Source organism: Nocardioides aquaticus, from assembly GCF_018459925.1.
Lineage (GTDB): Bacteria > Actinomycetota > Actinomycetes > Propionibacteriales > Nocardioidaceae > Nocardioides > Nocardioides aquaticus.
Genome location: NZ_CP075371.1, coordinates 2,843,954 through 2,858,142, shown reverse-complemented (window position 1 = coordinate 2,858,142; position 14,189 = coordinate 2,843,954). Strand labels below are relative to the sequence as shown.

The window sequence follows — 14,189 nt, the reverse complement described above, 5'->3', positions numbered from 1 at the left end:
TGCTGCGGGCGTGTCGGCGTACGCCCCGTCGGCGCCGCCGGATAGCGTGCCGTGCGAACACACGTTCGGACGGCAGGAGGTGGGCAGGTGCGGGTGCTCGGGATCGACCCCGGCCTGACGCGCTGCGGGATGGGTGTCGTCGACGGCGAGACCGGCCGGCCGCTGACCCTGGTCGACGTCAACGTCCTGCGCACCTCCAGCGACCTGCCGGTGCCCCAGCGGCTGGTGACCATCGAGCGCGGCGTCCAGGCGTGGATCGAGGAGCACCGCCCCGACGCGGTGGCCATCGAGCGGGTCTTCGCCCGCTCCGACGTCAGCACCGTGATGGGCACCGCCCAGGCCAGCGGCATCGCCATGGTCGTCGCGGCGCGGATGGGACTGCCCGTCGCGCTGCACACCCCGAGCGAGGTCAAGGCCGCGGTCTCCGGCAACGGCCGCGCCACCAAGCAGCAGGTGGGGCTGATGATCACCCGCATCCTGCGCCTCGACGCCCCGCCCAAGCCCGCCGACGCCGCCGACGCCCTCGCGCTGGCCGTCACCCACATCTGGCGCGGCGGCGCCCAGGCCCGCCTCGCGGCCGCCGCCGCTGCGGCCGCGACCGCCACGGCGGCGGCCCGCACCCGCACCCCCGCCCGCACCCCCGCACGAGCCCCCGGGAGGACCCGATGATCGCCTTCGTCCGAGGCCAGGTGGCCGAGGTCGGCCTGACCAGCGCCGTCCTCGAGGTCGGCGGGGTCGGCCTCGAGCTGATGTGCAACCCCGGCACGCTGGCCGGGCTGCGCGCCGGCCAGACCGCGCACCTGCCGACCTCGATGGTGGTCCGCGAGGACTCCCTGACCCTCTTCGGCTTCGCCGACGCCGACGAGAAGCAGGTCTTCGAGCTCGTCCAGACCGCCTCCGGTGTCGGCCCGAAGCTGGCTCAGGCGATGCTCGCCGTGCTCGCCCCCGACGACCTGCGCCGCGCCGTCTCCACCGAGGACGTCAAGACCCTGACCCGCGTGCCGGGCATCGGTCAGAAGGGCGCGCAGCGGATCATCCTGGAGCTCAAGGACCGCCTCGGCGGGCCCACCGGCGTACGCCCCGCGCTCGCCCCCGCCCCGGCCGAGGCCTGGCGCGAGCAGGTGCACCAGGGTCTGGTCGGGCTCGGCTGGCCCGCCCGCGACGCGGACGGCGCCGTCGACGCCGTCGCCCCGGACGCCGGACCCACGCCCGACGTCGCCGCCCTCCTCCGCGCCGCCCTGCGCACCCTGAGCAGGGCCTGACGTGGGCGAGGACGAGCTCGGCGCGCTCGAGGAGGCGCACTTGGCGCGGATGACCGGCGGGTCCGCGCTGACCGCCGCGGAGGCCGAGGGCGACGAGCGTGCCGTCGAGGCGGCGCTGCGCCCCCGCTCCCTGGACGAGGTCGTCGGCCAGTCCCGGGTGCGCGAGCAGCTCGGCCTGGTCCTCGAGGCCGCCCGGATGCGCGACAAGCCGCCCGACCACGTCCTGCTCTCCGGGCCGCCCGGCCTGGGCAAGACCACCCTGGCGATGATCATCGCCCACGAGATGGGCTCCCCGCTGCGGCTGACCAGCGGCCCCGCGATCACCCACGCCGGCGACCTCGCCGCGATCCTGTCGGGCCTCAACGAGGGCGACGTCCTCTTCGTCGACGAGATCCACCGGATGTCGCGCCCGGCCGAGGAGATGCTCTACATGGCCATGGAGGACTTCCGGGTCGACGTCATCATCGGCAAGGGCCCCGGCGCCACCGCGATCCCGCTGGAGATACCGCCCTTCACCCTGGTCGGCGCGACCACCCGCGCCGGCCTGCTGCCCGGGCCGCTGCGCGACCGGTTCGGGTTCACCGCACGCCTGGAGTTCTACGAGCCCGACGAGCTCGACCAGATCCTGCGCCGCTCGTCCGGCCTGCTCGGCGTTGACCTGGCCGTCGACGGCTCCGCCGAGATCGCCTCCCGCTCCCGCGGCACCCCCCGGATCGCCAACCGGCTGCTGCGCCGGGTGCGCGACTACGCCCAGGTCCGCGCCGACGGCGTGGTCACCCACGACATCTCCCGGCGCGCGCTCGATCTCTACGAGGTCGACGAGCTGGGCCTGGACCGGCTCGACCGCGGCGTCGTCGACGTGCTGTGCCGCCGCTTCGGCGGGGGACCGGTCGGCGTCTCCACCATCGCGGTCGCCGTCGGGGAGGAGCGCGAGACCGTCGAGGAGGTGGCGGAGCCGTTCCTGGTCCGGATCGGGTTCCTGGCCCGTACGCCGCGCGGGCGCGTGGCCACCGCCGCCGCCTGGCGCCACCTCGGGCTCGTCCCCCCGGCCTCGAGCATGCCGGAGGCCGTCGAGGACGCCCCGGGCACGACTGCGGACGCCCCGGCCGCCGCGCCGACACTCTTCGAGGACTAGTGGGTCACCCGTCTGGGTGCTGCCGTTAGAGTGACCTGTCGGCCCTCGGCGCCCCTCGGCGCGGGTCGGACCACCCGTACCCGACGACCTCGAGAGGTTGTGCTGTGTCACAGCTCGTCAACCTGTTGCCGATCGTGGGGCTCGTCCTCATCTTCTGGCTGCTGATCCTGCGCCCCGCACAGAAGCGCCAGAAGGAGATGCGTGCCCTGCAGGCGTCGCTGACGCCCGGCGACGAGGTGCTGCTCGGCTCCGGCCTGATCGGCACCCTGCGCTCGCTCGACGACGACCGCGCGCAGATCGAGGTCGCCCCCGGCGTCCACGTCACCGTGGTCCGCGGCTCCATCGCGGCCCGCACCACCGCCACGCTCGACGGACCGGCGGACACCGCCCGTCCCGAGGACGTCTGAGGTGGCGCGTCGCAAGCCCCGCCCGCTGCGCACGCTGACGGTCTTCTTCGTCCTCGTCGCCCTGTCCTACGGCCTGGTGGCCGTGGCCGCCAGCTGGAGCCCCCGGCTCGGGCTCGACCTCCAGGGCGGCACCCAGATCACCCTGCAGGCCGAGGGCGACCCGAGCGGGGACAGCCTCAGCGAGGCCCGCGCGATCATCGACCAGCGCGTCAACGGCTCCGGCGTCGCCGAGGCCGAGGTCACCACCCAGGGCGGCGACCAGATCGTGGTCGAGGTCCCGGGTGAGAACCAGCGCGACCTCGTCGAGACGGTCAGCCGCCAGGCCCAGCTCCGCTTCCGCCTCGTGGCCTGCTCGGACTCCAACCCCTGCGGCGCGCCCTCGAACGCCCCGGTCCCCGGCGGCGCCGACTCGCTGATCCCCGACACCGCCCCCGGCGGCGGCAACGGCGCCGGCAACGGCGGCAACGGTGGCGGGAACGGTGGCAACGCCGGCGGGAACGACACCGGCAACGGCGGCAACGCCAACCGCGCCCCGGTCGGGTTCTCCGACACCACGCCGGCCCCCTCCGGCGAGGCCAGCCCGTCGGACGCCGCCAGCCCCTCCGAGAGCCCGGCGGAGAACCCGTCCGCGAGCCCCTCGGACGCCGCCTCCGAGGCGCCGGCCGACCCGGACGCGGTCCAGGACGTCCAGGAGGCCCTGGCCTTCATGAACAGCCCGACGCCCGCGGCGGTGGAGGCGTTCAACTCCTACACCTGCCGCGACGACGGCGTCCTGCTGAACTCCGACGGCGAGCCCACCCGGCTGCCCGACGACTCAACGCAGCCGCTGGTCGCCTGCTCCGAGCCCGAGGGCTCGGTCGGCAGCACCGACTACGTCCCGGCGCAGAAGTACCTGCTCTCCGAGGCCGTCATCCAGGGCACCTCGCTGACCGAGGCCTCCGCGGGCATCCCGCAGGGCCAGCTCCAGTGGGTCGTGAGCCTGCAGCTCGGCGGCGACGCCGTCGGCACCTTCGCCACCATCTCGCGCGAGCTCGTCGGCACCGGCGAGCAGTTCGCGGTCGTCCTGGACGGGTCGGTCATCTCCGCCCCCACCATGGACGGGGTCATCCCCAACGGCCAGGCCCAGATCAGCGGCAACTTCAACGAGGTCACCGCGACCAGCCTCACCACGAGCCTCCAGTACGGCGCCCTGCCGATCTCGTTCGGCGACGACCCCAACGTGGTCAACGTCGGCCCGACCCTGGCCGGCAACCAGCTCGGCGCCGGCATCCTCGCCGGCCTGATCGGCCTCGGCCTGGTGATGATCTACTGCATGCTCTACTACCGCGGTCTCGGGCTGGTGATCATCGCCTCGCTGCTCGTCGCCGGTGCGGTCACCTACTCCAGCGTGCTGCTGCTCGCCGAGGCGGCCGGCTTCACGCTGACCCTGCCCGGCATCGCCGGGCTGATCGTCGCGGTGGGCATCACCGCGGACTCGTTCATCGTCTACTTCGAGCGGATCCGCGACGAGATGCGCGACGGCAAGTCGATGCGGGTCGCCGTCGAGTCCGCCTGGCCGCGGGCCAGGGCCACCTGCGTGGCGGCCGACGCGGTGTCGATCCTGGCCGCGGTGGTGCTCTACATCTTCGCCGCGGGCGTGGTGAAGGGCTTCGCGTTCGCGCTCGGCCTGTCCACGATCATCGACCTGGTGGTGTTCTTCTTCTTCACCAAGCCCATGGTCTCCTCGCTGGCCCGGCTGAAGTTCTTCAACACCGGCCACCGGTTCTCCGGGCTGTCCGACGAGACGCTCGGTCTCGACACGACCACCACCGCGCCGGTTGAGCGCGACCACGCCGTCGGCGTGGGAGGGAGAGCCTGATGGGCAAGTACTCACGGCTGGGCCACGACCTCTACACCGGGCGCCGCTCGTACGACTTCGTCGGCCGCAAGTGGCTCTGGTACACCGTCTCCGCGGTCCTGCTGGCCATCGCGATCAGCGGGCTGCTGGTGCGGGGCCTCAACCTCGGCATCGAGTTCACCGGCGGTGCGCAGTACACCGTGTCGCTGCCGGCCGCCGACGCCACGCAGGACACCGCCGACGACCTGCGCGAGGCCGTCGCCGGCACCGGGATCCCCGAGGCGTCGTCACCGATCGTGACCACGTCCGGCGACCAGGCGGTCCAGGTCCAGACCGAGACGCTCACCGACGAGGAGAGCGCCGAGGTCGTCCAGGTCATCCTGGACACGACCGGCACCAACCCCGCCGACATCTCCCAGGAGGAGATCGGCCCCAGCTGGGGCGCCGAGATCGCCGAGCGGGCGCTGCTCGGCATCGGGGTGTTCCTGGTCCTCGTCGCGCTGATGATCTGGGCGTACTTCCGTGAGTGGAAGATGTCGGTCGCGGCCCTGGTCGCGCTGATCCACGACGTCGTGATCACGATCGGCATCTACGCCATCGTCGGCTTCGAGGTCACCCCGGCCAGCGTCACCGGCCTGCTCACCATCCTCGGGTTCTCGCTCTACGACACCGTGGTCGTCTTCGACAAGGTGCGCGAGAACACCCGCAACCTGCCGGCGCTGAAGATGTCCTACAGCCAGGGCGCCAACCTCGCGGTCAACCAGACCGTGGTGCGGTCGGTGAACACCTCGATCGTGGCGCTGCTGCCGGTCGGCGCGATCCTCTACATCGGTGCGGTCCAGCTCGGCGCCGGGGCGCTGAAGGACCTGTCCCTGTCGCTGTTCATCGGGATGGCGGTCGGGGCGTACTCCTCGATCTTCATCGCCACGCCCCTCGCGGTGCAGCTCAAGCGCAACGAGCCCGACATCGTGCAGGCCGAGCAGCGCGCCAAGGCCCGCGCGCGTGCCGCGGACCCGTACGCCACCGTGCCGACCTACGTCGAGGACATGCCGGTCGCCGACGCGCCCGAGGGCGACGACCTCGGCGAGCCCGCGGTCGGTGGCCAGGAGGCCGCCGGCGCGCCCGCCGCTCCGCGCACCGCACCGCCGCGCCGCCCGGAGGCAGCCGGCAAGGGCCGAACGGTCCCGCCCTCGCGCGGGCCCGTCTCCGAGGGCGGCACCTCCGGCCGTCCCCAGCCCACCCGCCGGCCCCGCTCGAAGCGCGACACGTGAGCGCCGTCGAGCGCGGTGGGCAGGCCCTGGACCGGCTGATCGTCGACGTCGCCGACTACCCGCAGCCGGGCATCGTGTTCAAGGACATCACCCCGGTCCTGGCCGACCACGACGCGCTGGTCGCGGTCGTGGGCGGCCTGGCCACCGCCGGGCGCGACGCCGACGGGGCCGTCCACGTCGACAAGGTGGTCGGGATGGAGGCGCGCGGGTTCATCCTCGGGCCCCCGGTCGCGCTGGACCTCGGCGTCGGGTTCGTCCCGGTCCGCAAGGCCGGCAAGCTGCCGCGCGAGGCGCACGCCGTCACCTACGCCCTGGAGTACGGCGAGGCGACCCTCGAGCTGCACCGCGACGCCGTACGCCCCGGTGAGCGCGTGCTGCTGGTCGACGACGTGCTGGCCACCGGCGGCACCGCCGCGGCGACCCGGGACCTGGTCGAGCGGTGCGGGGGAGTGGTGGTCGCCGTGGCGGTCCTGCTCGAGCTGACCTTCCTGCCGGGCCGCGACGCGGTGGCCGGGGTCCCGGTCACGGCGCTCCGTCCGGTCTGAGCCCCGTGCCGGCACCCCCTAGGATGGGGTGATGGAGGACGAGCAGACCGTCACGCGTGACCGCGCCGACGACGCTGCCCCGGACCCGTCGCAGCCGGCCCGGCCCGAGGGCGGCAGCGTCACCGCCTCCCCGCCGTCGGCGCGCGGGATGCGCGCCCGCCTGGCCCGGATGGGCACCCGCAACCAGCCCGGCAACCCGGTCCTCGAGCCGCTGCTGCGCGCGGTGCGGGCCAACCACCCGAAGGCCGACCTCGCGCTGATCGAGCGGGCGTACACGACCGCCGAGGAGCTGCACCGCACCCAGACCCGCAAGAGCGGCGACCCGTACATCACCCACCCGCTCGCGGTGACGACGATCCTCGCCGAGATCGGGATGACCGAGGCGACGCTGTGCGCGGCGCTGCTGCACGACACCGTCGAGGACACCCCGTACACCCTCGAGCAGGTGACCAGGGACTTCGGCGAGGAGGTCGCGCGCCTGGTCGACGGCGTGACCAAGCTGGACAAGGTCAAGTACGGCGACTCGGCGCAGGCCGAGACCATCCGCAAGATGATCGTCGCGATGTCGCGCGACATCCGGGTGCTGGTGATCAAGCTCGCCGACCGGCTGCACAACATGCGCACCCTGCGCTACGTGCGCCAGGAGACCCAGGAGCGGGTCGCCCGCGAGACGCTCGACATCTACGCCCCGCTGGCCCACCGGCTGGGCATGAACACCATCAAGTGGGAGCTCGAGGACCTCGCGTTCGCGACCCTGCACCCCAAGATCTACGACGAGATCGTCCGGATGGTCGCGGTCCGCGCGCCCTCGCGCGACCAGTTCCTCTCCGAGGTGATCAGCCAGGTCGAGAACGACCTGCGCGAGGCCAAGGTCAAGGCGACGGTGACCGGCCGGCCGAAGCACTACTACTCGATCTACCAGAAGATGATCGTCGGGGGCCGCGAGTTCTCCGACATCTACGACCTGGTCGGCATCCGCGTCCTGGTCGACGAGGACCGCGACTGCTACTCCGTGCTCGGCGTGCTCCACTCGCGCTGGAACCCGGTGCTCGGGCGGTTCAAGGACTACGTCGCGATGCCGAAGTTCAACATGTACCAGTCGCTGCACACCACGGTGATCGGTCCGTCGGGCAAGCCGGTCGAGATGCAGATCCGCACCTTCGCCCAGCACCGCCGCGCCGAGTACGGCGTCGCGGCGCACTGGAAGTACAAGGAGGACGGCCGCGCCGGCCTCGAGACCGAGAAGCGCGGCGACATGGACGACATGTCCTGGGTGCGCCAGCTGCTCGACTGGCAGAGCGAGGTCGAGGACCCGGGGGAGTTCCTGGAGTCGTTGCGCTTCGAGATCAACCGCGCGGAGACGTACGTCTTCACCCCGCGCGGCGACGTGATCGCGCTGCCGGCCGGGGCCACCCCGGTCGACTTCGCCTACGCGGTGCACACCGAGGTCGGCCACCACACGATCGGCGCGCGGGTCAACGGGCGGCTGGTGCCGCTGGAGTCGACCCTGGACAACGGCGACGTGGTGGAGGTCTTCACCTCCCGCTCCGCCGACGCCGCCCCGTCACGCGACTGGCTCGGCTTCGTCAAGTCGCAGCGCGCCCGCTCCAAGATCCGGCAGTGGTTCACCAAGGAGCGCCGCGAGGAGGCCATCGAGCGCGGCAAGGACCAGCTCACGCGGATGATGCGCAAGGAGGGCCTGCCCCTCAAGCGCCTGCTGACCCACGAGTCCCTGCTGTCGGCGGCCGGCCACTTCAACCTCAACGACGTCTCCGCGCTCTACGCCGCGGTGGGGGAGAACAACATCTCCGCCCAGGCCGTCGTGCGCTGGGTGCTCGACCTGCACGGCGGCAACGACGGCGCCCAGGAGGACCTCGCCGAGGCCGTCACGATCACCGGGCGCCGCGGCCGCGGCCGGGCCAAGGCCTCCAGCGGCGGCGACTCGGGCGTGGTGGTCAAGGGCGCCGCCGACGTGTGGGTCAAGCTCGCGAAGTGCTGCACCCCGGTGCCCCCCGACGAGATCCTCGGCTTCGTCACCAAGGACAGCGGCGTCTCCGTGCACCGCCAGGACTGCCCGAACGCCTCGTCGCTGCGCAAGCAGCCGCAGAAGGTGCTCGAGGTCGAGTGGGCGCCCACGGCGCAGTCGATGTTCCTGGTCAACATCCAGGTCCAGGCCCTCGACCGGGCCCGGCTGCTCTCCGACATCACGATGGCGCTCTCGGACGCCCACGTGAACATCCTCTCGGCCACGCTCAGCACCGGCCGCGACCGCGTCGCCACCTCCCGCTTCACCTTCGAGATGGCCGAGACCAAGCACCTCGACCAGGTGCTGCGCACCGTGCGTACGGTCCCCGGCGTCTTCGACGCCTACCGCGTCACGCAGTAGCGGGCCGGTCCTGCCCGCCGACGGCGGGCGAGCTGTCGTTGCGACAACCCCACCCGCACCGGCCCGGGCGGCTCAGCCGGAGTAGTCGGCAGCGGCGCGGCGGGCCATGTCGAGGAACGCCTGACGGGAGGCGAGGTCGTCCTCGAGGCGCTTGGCGCGCTTGTCGTCCCCGGCCGTGCGGGCCTTCTCCAGGTCGGCCTCGACACCGGCGATCGCGGCCTCGAGCTTGGCGACCATGTCGTCGGCGCGGGCGGACTTCTCGGGGTCCGAGCGCTTCCACTTCTCGTCCTCGACCGAGCGGATGGCCTGCTCGACCTTGCGGATCCGGCCCTCGAGCTCCTGCACCCGGTCGCGGGGGACCTTGCCGGCCTCGTCCCACTTGTCGGCGATGTCGCGGAAGGCGCGCTTGGCGGCCTCGGCGTCCTTCACCGGCAGCAGCGCCTCGGCCTGGGCGATGAGCTCGTCCTTGACCACGGCGTTGGCGGCGTACTCCTGGTCCAGCTCGGCGTTGGCGGCGTCGCGGGCGCCGAAGAACTGGTCCTGCGCGCCGCGGAACCGCTTCCACAGCGCGTCGTCGACGGACTTCGGTGCGGGGCCGGCGGCCTTCCAGTCGCGCATCAGGTCGCGGTAGCGGCCCGAGGTCGGGCCCCACTCGGTGCTGGTGGCCAGCGACTCGGCCTCGACCACGAGCCGCTCCTTGACGACCTGGGCGCCGCCGCGCTTCTCGTCCTGCTCGGCGAAGTGCTGCTTGCGGCGCTTGCCGTACGCCGACCGGGCCGCGGAGAACCGCTTCCACAGGGCGTCGTCGGAGGGGCGGTCGATGCGGGGCAGCGCCTTCCACTGCTCGAGCAGGTCGCGCAGCCGGGTCGAGCCGTGCCGCCAGTCGTTGCCGGCCGCGACCTTCTCGGCGACCTCGACCAGGTCCTCCTTGGCCTTCTTGGCCTCGGCGTTGCGCTGCGCCTTCTCGGCCTTCCTGGCGCTGCGCTGCTGCGCGAGCACGGGGCCGAGGGAGTCCAGGCGGGCCGTCAGCGAGGCCAGGTCGCCGACGGCGCTGGCCTCGACCAGCGACGCGCGCACGGTCTTCACCCGCTCGGTCGCCTCCTCCGGCGACAGCACGCCGGAGCGGACCCGCTGGTCCAGGAGGTGCACCTCGGTCTCGAGGGCGGTGAAGCGGTCGGCGTAGAAGGCCAGCGCCTCCTCGGGGGTGCCCTCGGGGTACTGACCGACGACACGCTCCTCGCCCGTCGCGGTCCGCACGTACACGGTGCCGATGTCGTCGACCCGGCCCCACTCGCTGCTCGTCACTGCCGATCCTCTTCGTCGCGGTCGTCTCGTGCTGGCGTCGCCGGTCAGCATGCTAGTGGGCGCACCGCCGGGCGGCGGGCCCGGCGGGGGACGCTAGCCTGCGGGGGTGTTGATCGCCGGCTTCCCCGCAGGTCCGTGGGGCACCAACTGCTACGTCGCCGCCACCGGTCCCGGCAGCGAGTGCGTCGTCGTCGACCCCGGGATGGACGCCACCGCCGGGGTCGTCGAGCTGGTGCGCGAGCACCGCCTCAAGCCGGTCGCGGTGCTGGTCACCCACGGCCACGTCGACCACATGTGGTGCGTCGCCCCGGTCGCCGGCACCTACGACGCCACCGCCTGGGTGCACCCCGCGGACCGGCACCTGCTCACCGACCCGATGGCTGGGATGTCGCCCGAGACCACGCAGATGCTGCTCGGCGGCGCGCACGAGTGGGCCGAGCCCGACGACGTGCGCGAGCTCGCCGACGGCCAGGACCTCGAGCTGGCCGGGATGCGGTTCGTCGTGGACCACACCCCCGGCCACACCGCCGGGTCCGTGACCTTCCGCGCGCCGTACGACGCCTCGAACGACGTCTCCGAGGTCATGTTTGCCGGCGACCTTCTCTTCGCGGGGTCCATCGGGCGCACCGACCTGCCCGGCGGCGACCACCCGACGATGCTGCGCAGCCTGACCAGCAAGGTGCTGACGCTGCCCGACGACGTCGTGGTGCTCCCCGGCCACGGCGAGCAGACCTCGATCGGCCGCGAGCGCGCCACCAACCCGTACCTGCTCGACCTCCAGGAGCGCTGAGCCCCGTGCCCAAGCCCACCCCGCTCAGCGGGTTCCCCGAGCTGCTGCCCGCCCAGCGCGTCGTCGAGCGCGAGGTGATCGCCACGCTCTCGCGCGTCTTCGAGCTGCACGGCTTCGCCAACATCGAGACCCGGGTCGTCGAGCCCCTCGACGTGCTGGCCAAGGGCGGCGAGATCGACAAGGAGATCTACGTCCTGCAGCGCCTGCAGGCCGGACCCGACCAGACGGCCGCCGACGCGACGCTGGGCATGCACTTCGACCTCACGGTGCCGTTCTCGCGCTACGTGCTGGAGAACTCCGGTCACCTCGAGTTCCCGTTCCGGCGCTTCCAGGTGCAGCCGGCCTGGCGCGGCGAGCGGCCCCAGGAGGGCCGCTACCGCCAGTTCACGCAGGCCGACATCGACATCGTCGGGCGCGACGAGCTCGGTTTCCACCACGACGTCGAGGTGGTCCGCGTGATGGTCGAGGCGCTCGGTGCGCTGCCGCTGCCGCCGCTGACGTTCTGCGTCAACAACCGCAAGCTGATCCAGGGCTTCTACCGCGGGCTGGGCATCGAGGACGTCACCACGGCCATCCGCGTCATCGACAAGCTGGACAAGCTGCCCGCCGAGGTCGTCGCCGCCCAGCTGGTCGAGCAGGCCGGCGCCACCGAGGAGCAGGCGCAGCGCTGCCTGGAGCTGGCCACGATCCGGGTCGCCGACACCTCCTTCGTGGAGCGGGTACGCGCCCTCGGGGTCACCGACGAGCTCCTCGAGACCGGCCTGGCCGAGCTGGCCGCGGTCGTCGAGGGCTGCGCCGACGTGGTCTCCGACCGGGTCTCGGTCGAGGTCGACCTGCGCATCGCCCGCGGCCTGGACTACTACACCGGCACCGTGCTCGAGATCTTCATGGCCGGCTACGAGCGGCTGAAGTCGGTCGGCGGCGGCGGCCGGTACGACGCCCTGGCCAGCGACGGCCGCACCACCTACCCCGGCGTCGGCGTCTCCTTCGGCGTCTCGCGCACCCTGCTTCCGCTGATGGCCGACGGCGTCCTCGCCGGCAGCCGGCCGGTGCCCAGCGCCGTGCTCGTCGCCCTGACCGACGAGGAGTCCCGCCCCGCGGCGCAGCGCGTCGCCACGGCCCTGCGTGCCCGGGGGGTCGCCTGCGAGGTGGCCCCCACCCCCGCGAAGTTCGGCAAGCAGATCCGCTTCGCCGAGCGGCGCGGGATCCCGTACGTCTGGTTCTCGCGGCGAGATCCCGACGGCGGCGAGCCCGACGCCGCGGGCGCCCTGACCCACGAGGTCAAGGACATCCGCTCCGGCGAGCAGGTCGCCGCCGACCCCGCCACCTGGACACCCCCACCGAGGACCTGCGAGCGCGGGTCCTGACCGAGGAGCAGCAACCATGATCCGCACCCACGACGCCGGCGCCCTGCGCGCCGAGCACGTCGGCCAGACCGTCACCCTCGCCGGCTGGGTCGCCCGCCGCCGCGACCACGGCGGCGTCGCCTTCCTCGACCTGCGCGAGGCCAGCGGCGTCTGCCAGGTCGTCGTGCGCGACGAGGCCGTGGCCCACACCCTGCGCAACGAGTACTGCCTCAAGGTCGTCGGCGAGGTCTCGCTGCGCCCCGACGGCAACGCCAACCCGAACCTGCCGTCGGGCGAGATCGAGGTCATCGCGACCGAGGTTGAGGTGCTCAACGCCGCCGCGACCCTGCCGTTCCCGATCGACGAGTCCGGCCACGGCGCCGGCGAGGTGGGGGAGGAGGCGCGCCTGCGCCACCGCTACCTCGACCTGCGCCGCGCCGGCCCGGCCGCCGCGCTGCGCCTGCGCAGCAAGGTCAACAAGGCCGCCCGCGACGTCCTGGACCGCCACGACTTCGTCGAGGTCGAGACCCCGACGCTGACCCGCAGCACGCCCGAGGGCGCCCGGGACTTCCTGGTGCCCGCGCGCCTGCAGCCCGGCAGCTGGTACGCCCTGCCGCAGAGCCCGCAGCTGTTCAAGCAGCTGCTGATGGTCGCCGGCATGGAGCGCTACTACCAGATCGCGCGCTGCTACCGCGACGAGGACTTCCGCGCCGACCGGCAGCCGGAGTTCACCCAGCTCGACATCGAGCTGAGCTTCGCCGACCAGGAGGACGTGATCGCCCTCATGGAGGACGTCCTGGCCGCGATGTGGGCCCTGATCGACGTCGAGGTCCCGCGCCCGATCCAGCGGATCACCTACGCCGAGGCGATGGCGCGCTTCGGCTCCGACAAGCCCGACCTGCGGATGGGCCAGGAGCTCGTCGAGTGCACGCAGTACTTCTCCGAGACCTCGTTCCGCGTGTTCCAGGCCGAGTACGTCGGCGCCGTGGTGATGCCCGGTGGCGCCAGCCAGCCGCGCAAGGTCCTCGACGCCTGGCAGGAGTGGGCCAAGCAGCGCGGCGCCAAGGGACTCGCGTACGTCCTGGTGCAGCCCGACGGCGAGCTGACCGGCCCGGTGGCCAAGAACCTGTCGGAGACCGAGAAGGCCGGCCTGGCCGCCCACGTGGGCGCCGAGCCCGGCGACTGCATCTTCTTCGGCGCCGGCGCCACCAAGTCCAGCCGCGCCCTGCTGGGCGCCGCCCGCCTCGAGATCGGTCGCCGCGGCGGCCTCATCGACGAGAGCGCGTTCGCCTTCACCTGGGTCGTCGACGCCCCGATGTTCGAGCCGGCCTCCGAGGCGGTCGCCAGCGGCGACGTCGCGGTCGGCTCCGGCGCCTGGACCGCGGTGCACCACGCCTTCACCGGCCCGAAGCCCGAGTTCGTCGACACCTTCGACACCGACCCCGGCAGCGCGCTGGCCTACGCCTACGACATCGTCTGCAACGGCAACGAGCTCGGCGGTGGATCGATCCGGATCCACCAGCGCGACGTGCAGGAGCGGGTCTTCGCCGTCATGGGGCTCTCGCCCGACGAGGCGCAGGAGAAGTTCGGCTTCCTGCTGGACGCCTTCGCGTTCGGCGCGCCGCCCCACGGCGGCATCGCGGTCGGCATGGACCGGATCTGCGCGCTGCTCGCCGGCAGCGACTCGATCCGCGACGTGATCGCCTTCCCGAAGTCCGGCGGCGGGTTCGACCCGCTCACTGCGGCGCCGGCCCCGATCACCGCCGAGCAGCGCAAGGATGCCGGTGTGGACGCCCGTCCGGGCAAGGACGTCCCGGCCTGAGGCCGGTCGGCCGCGGACCTTGCGGTCCGCGGCCGCCCACCTCGGAGGGTGTTCCGCAACCAAACCGTTACGGCTCCCTCATC

General features: G+C 72.9%; 12 protein-coding genes. 11 read left to right on the top strand and 1 reads right to left on the bottom strand.

What is annotated here, in order from left to right:
• Positions 1-129 precede the first annotated feature (129 nt).
• The 8 genes from ENKNEFLB_RS13850 to ENKNEFLB_RS13815 all read left to right on the top strand — a co-directional run bounded on the left by ENKNEFLB_RS13850 (position 130) and on the right by ENKNEFLB_RS13815 (position 8,843).
• The gene (locus ENKNEFLB_RS13850; RefSeq protein WP_246536023.1) at positions 130-669 is read left to right on the top strand and encodes a crossover junction endodeoxyribonuclease RuvC; all 540 of its coding nucleotides are present in this window, start codon (positions 130-132) and stop codon (positions 667-669) included.
• Positions 666-1,262 carry a Holliday junction branch migration protein RuvA gene (gene ruvA, locus ENKNEFLB_RS13845; RefSeq protein ID WP_214055944.1) on the top strand — a complete coding sequence of 199 codons (597 nt, stop codon included), beginning with the start codon at positions 666-668 and terminating at the stop codon, positions 1,260-1,262. The genes ENKNEFLB_RS13850 and ruvA overlap by 4 nt, the downstream gene beginning before the upstream one ends.
• Before the next feature lie 49 nt (positions 1,263-1,311).
• Positions 1,312-2,397, top strand: a complete 1,086-nt coding sequence (gene ruvB / locus ENKNEFLB_RS13840) for a Holliday junction branch migration DNA helicase RuvB (protein ID WP_214059491.1) — start codon at positions 1,312-1,314, stop codon at positions 2,395-2,397.
• A 104-nt stretch (positions 2,398-2,501) separates the two neighbouring features.
• Positions 2,502-2,804, top strand: coding sequence for a preprotein translocase subunit YajC (gene yajC / locus ENKNEFLB_RS13835; protein ID WP_214055943.1), 303 nt, complete (start codon positions 2,502-2,504; stop codon positions 2,802-2,804).
• A 1-nt stretch (position 2,805) separates the two neighbouring features.
• Positions 2,806-4,662 (top strand): protein translocase subunit SecD, encoded by a 1,857-nt coding sequence (gene secD, locus ENKNEFLB_RS13830; protein ID WP_214055942.1) that lies wholly within the window; start codon positions 2,806-2,808, stop codon positions 4,660-4,662.
• Positions 4,662-5,912, top strand: a complete 1,251-nt coding sequence (secF, locus tag ENKNEFLB_RS13825; protein ID WP_214055941.1) for a protein translocase subunit SecF — start codon at positions 4,662-4,664, stop codon at positions 5,910-5,912. The genes secD and secF overlap by 1 nt, the downstream gene beginning before the upstream one ends.
• Complete coding sequence (locus ENKNEFLB_RS13820) at positions 5,909-6,457, top strand: adenine phosphoribosyltransferase (RefSeq protein ID WP_214055940.1); 549 nt, start codon at positions 5,909-5,911, stop codon at positions 6,455-6,457. The genes secF and ENKNEFLB_RS13820 overlap by 4 nt, the downstream gene beginning before the upstream one ends.
• Positions 6,458-6,488: 31 nt before the next feature.
• Complete coding sequence (locus ENKNEFLB_RS13815) at positions 6,489-8,843, top strand: RelA/SpoT family protein (protein WP_420830509.1); 2,355 nt, start codon at positions 6,489-6,491, stop codon at positions 8,841-8,843.
• Positions 8,844-8,915: 72 nt separating this feature from the next.
• Here the strand turns inward: ENKNEFLB_RS13815 and ENKNEFLB_RS13810 are convergent, their stop codons facing one another.
• Complete coding sequence (locus ENKNEFLB_RS13810; RefSeq protein ID WP_246535548.1) at positions 8,916-10,148, bottom strand: DUF349 domain-containing protein; 1,233 nt, start codon at positions 10,146-10,148, stop codon at positions 8,916-8,918.
• A gap of 106 nt (positions 10,149-10,254) precedes the next feature.
• Between ENKNEFLB_RS13810 and ENKNEFLB_RS13805 the strand changes: the two genes are divergently transcribed.
• The 3 genes from ENKNEFLB_RS13805 to aspS are packed head-to-tail and all read left to right on the top strand — an operon-like array spanning position 10,255 to position 14,106.
• On the top strand, positions 10,255-10,938 hold the full coding sequence (locus tag ENKNEFLB_RS13805; protein WP_214055938.1) for an MBL fold metallo-hydrolase: 684 nt from the start codon (positions 10,255-10,257) through the stop codon (positions 10,936-10,938).
• A 5-nt stretch (positions 10,939-10,943) separates the two neighbouring features.
• Entirely contained in the window at positions 10,944-12,305 is a 1,362-nt protein-coding gene (gene hisS, locus ENKNEFLB_RS13800; RefSeq protein ID WP_214055937.1) for a histidine--tRNA ligase, read from the top strand.
• 16 nt (positions 12,306-12,321) lie between these two features.
• The gene (gene aspS / locus ENKNEFLB_RS13795; protein WP_214055936.1) at positions 12,322-14,106 is read left to right on the top strand and encodes an aspartate--tRNA ligase; all 1,785 of its coding nucleotides are present in this window, start codon (positions 12,322-12,324) and stop codon (positions 14,104-14,106) included.
• Positions 14,107-14,189: the final 83 nt, after the last annotated feature.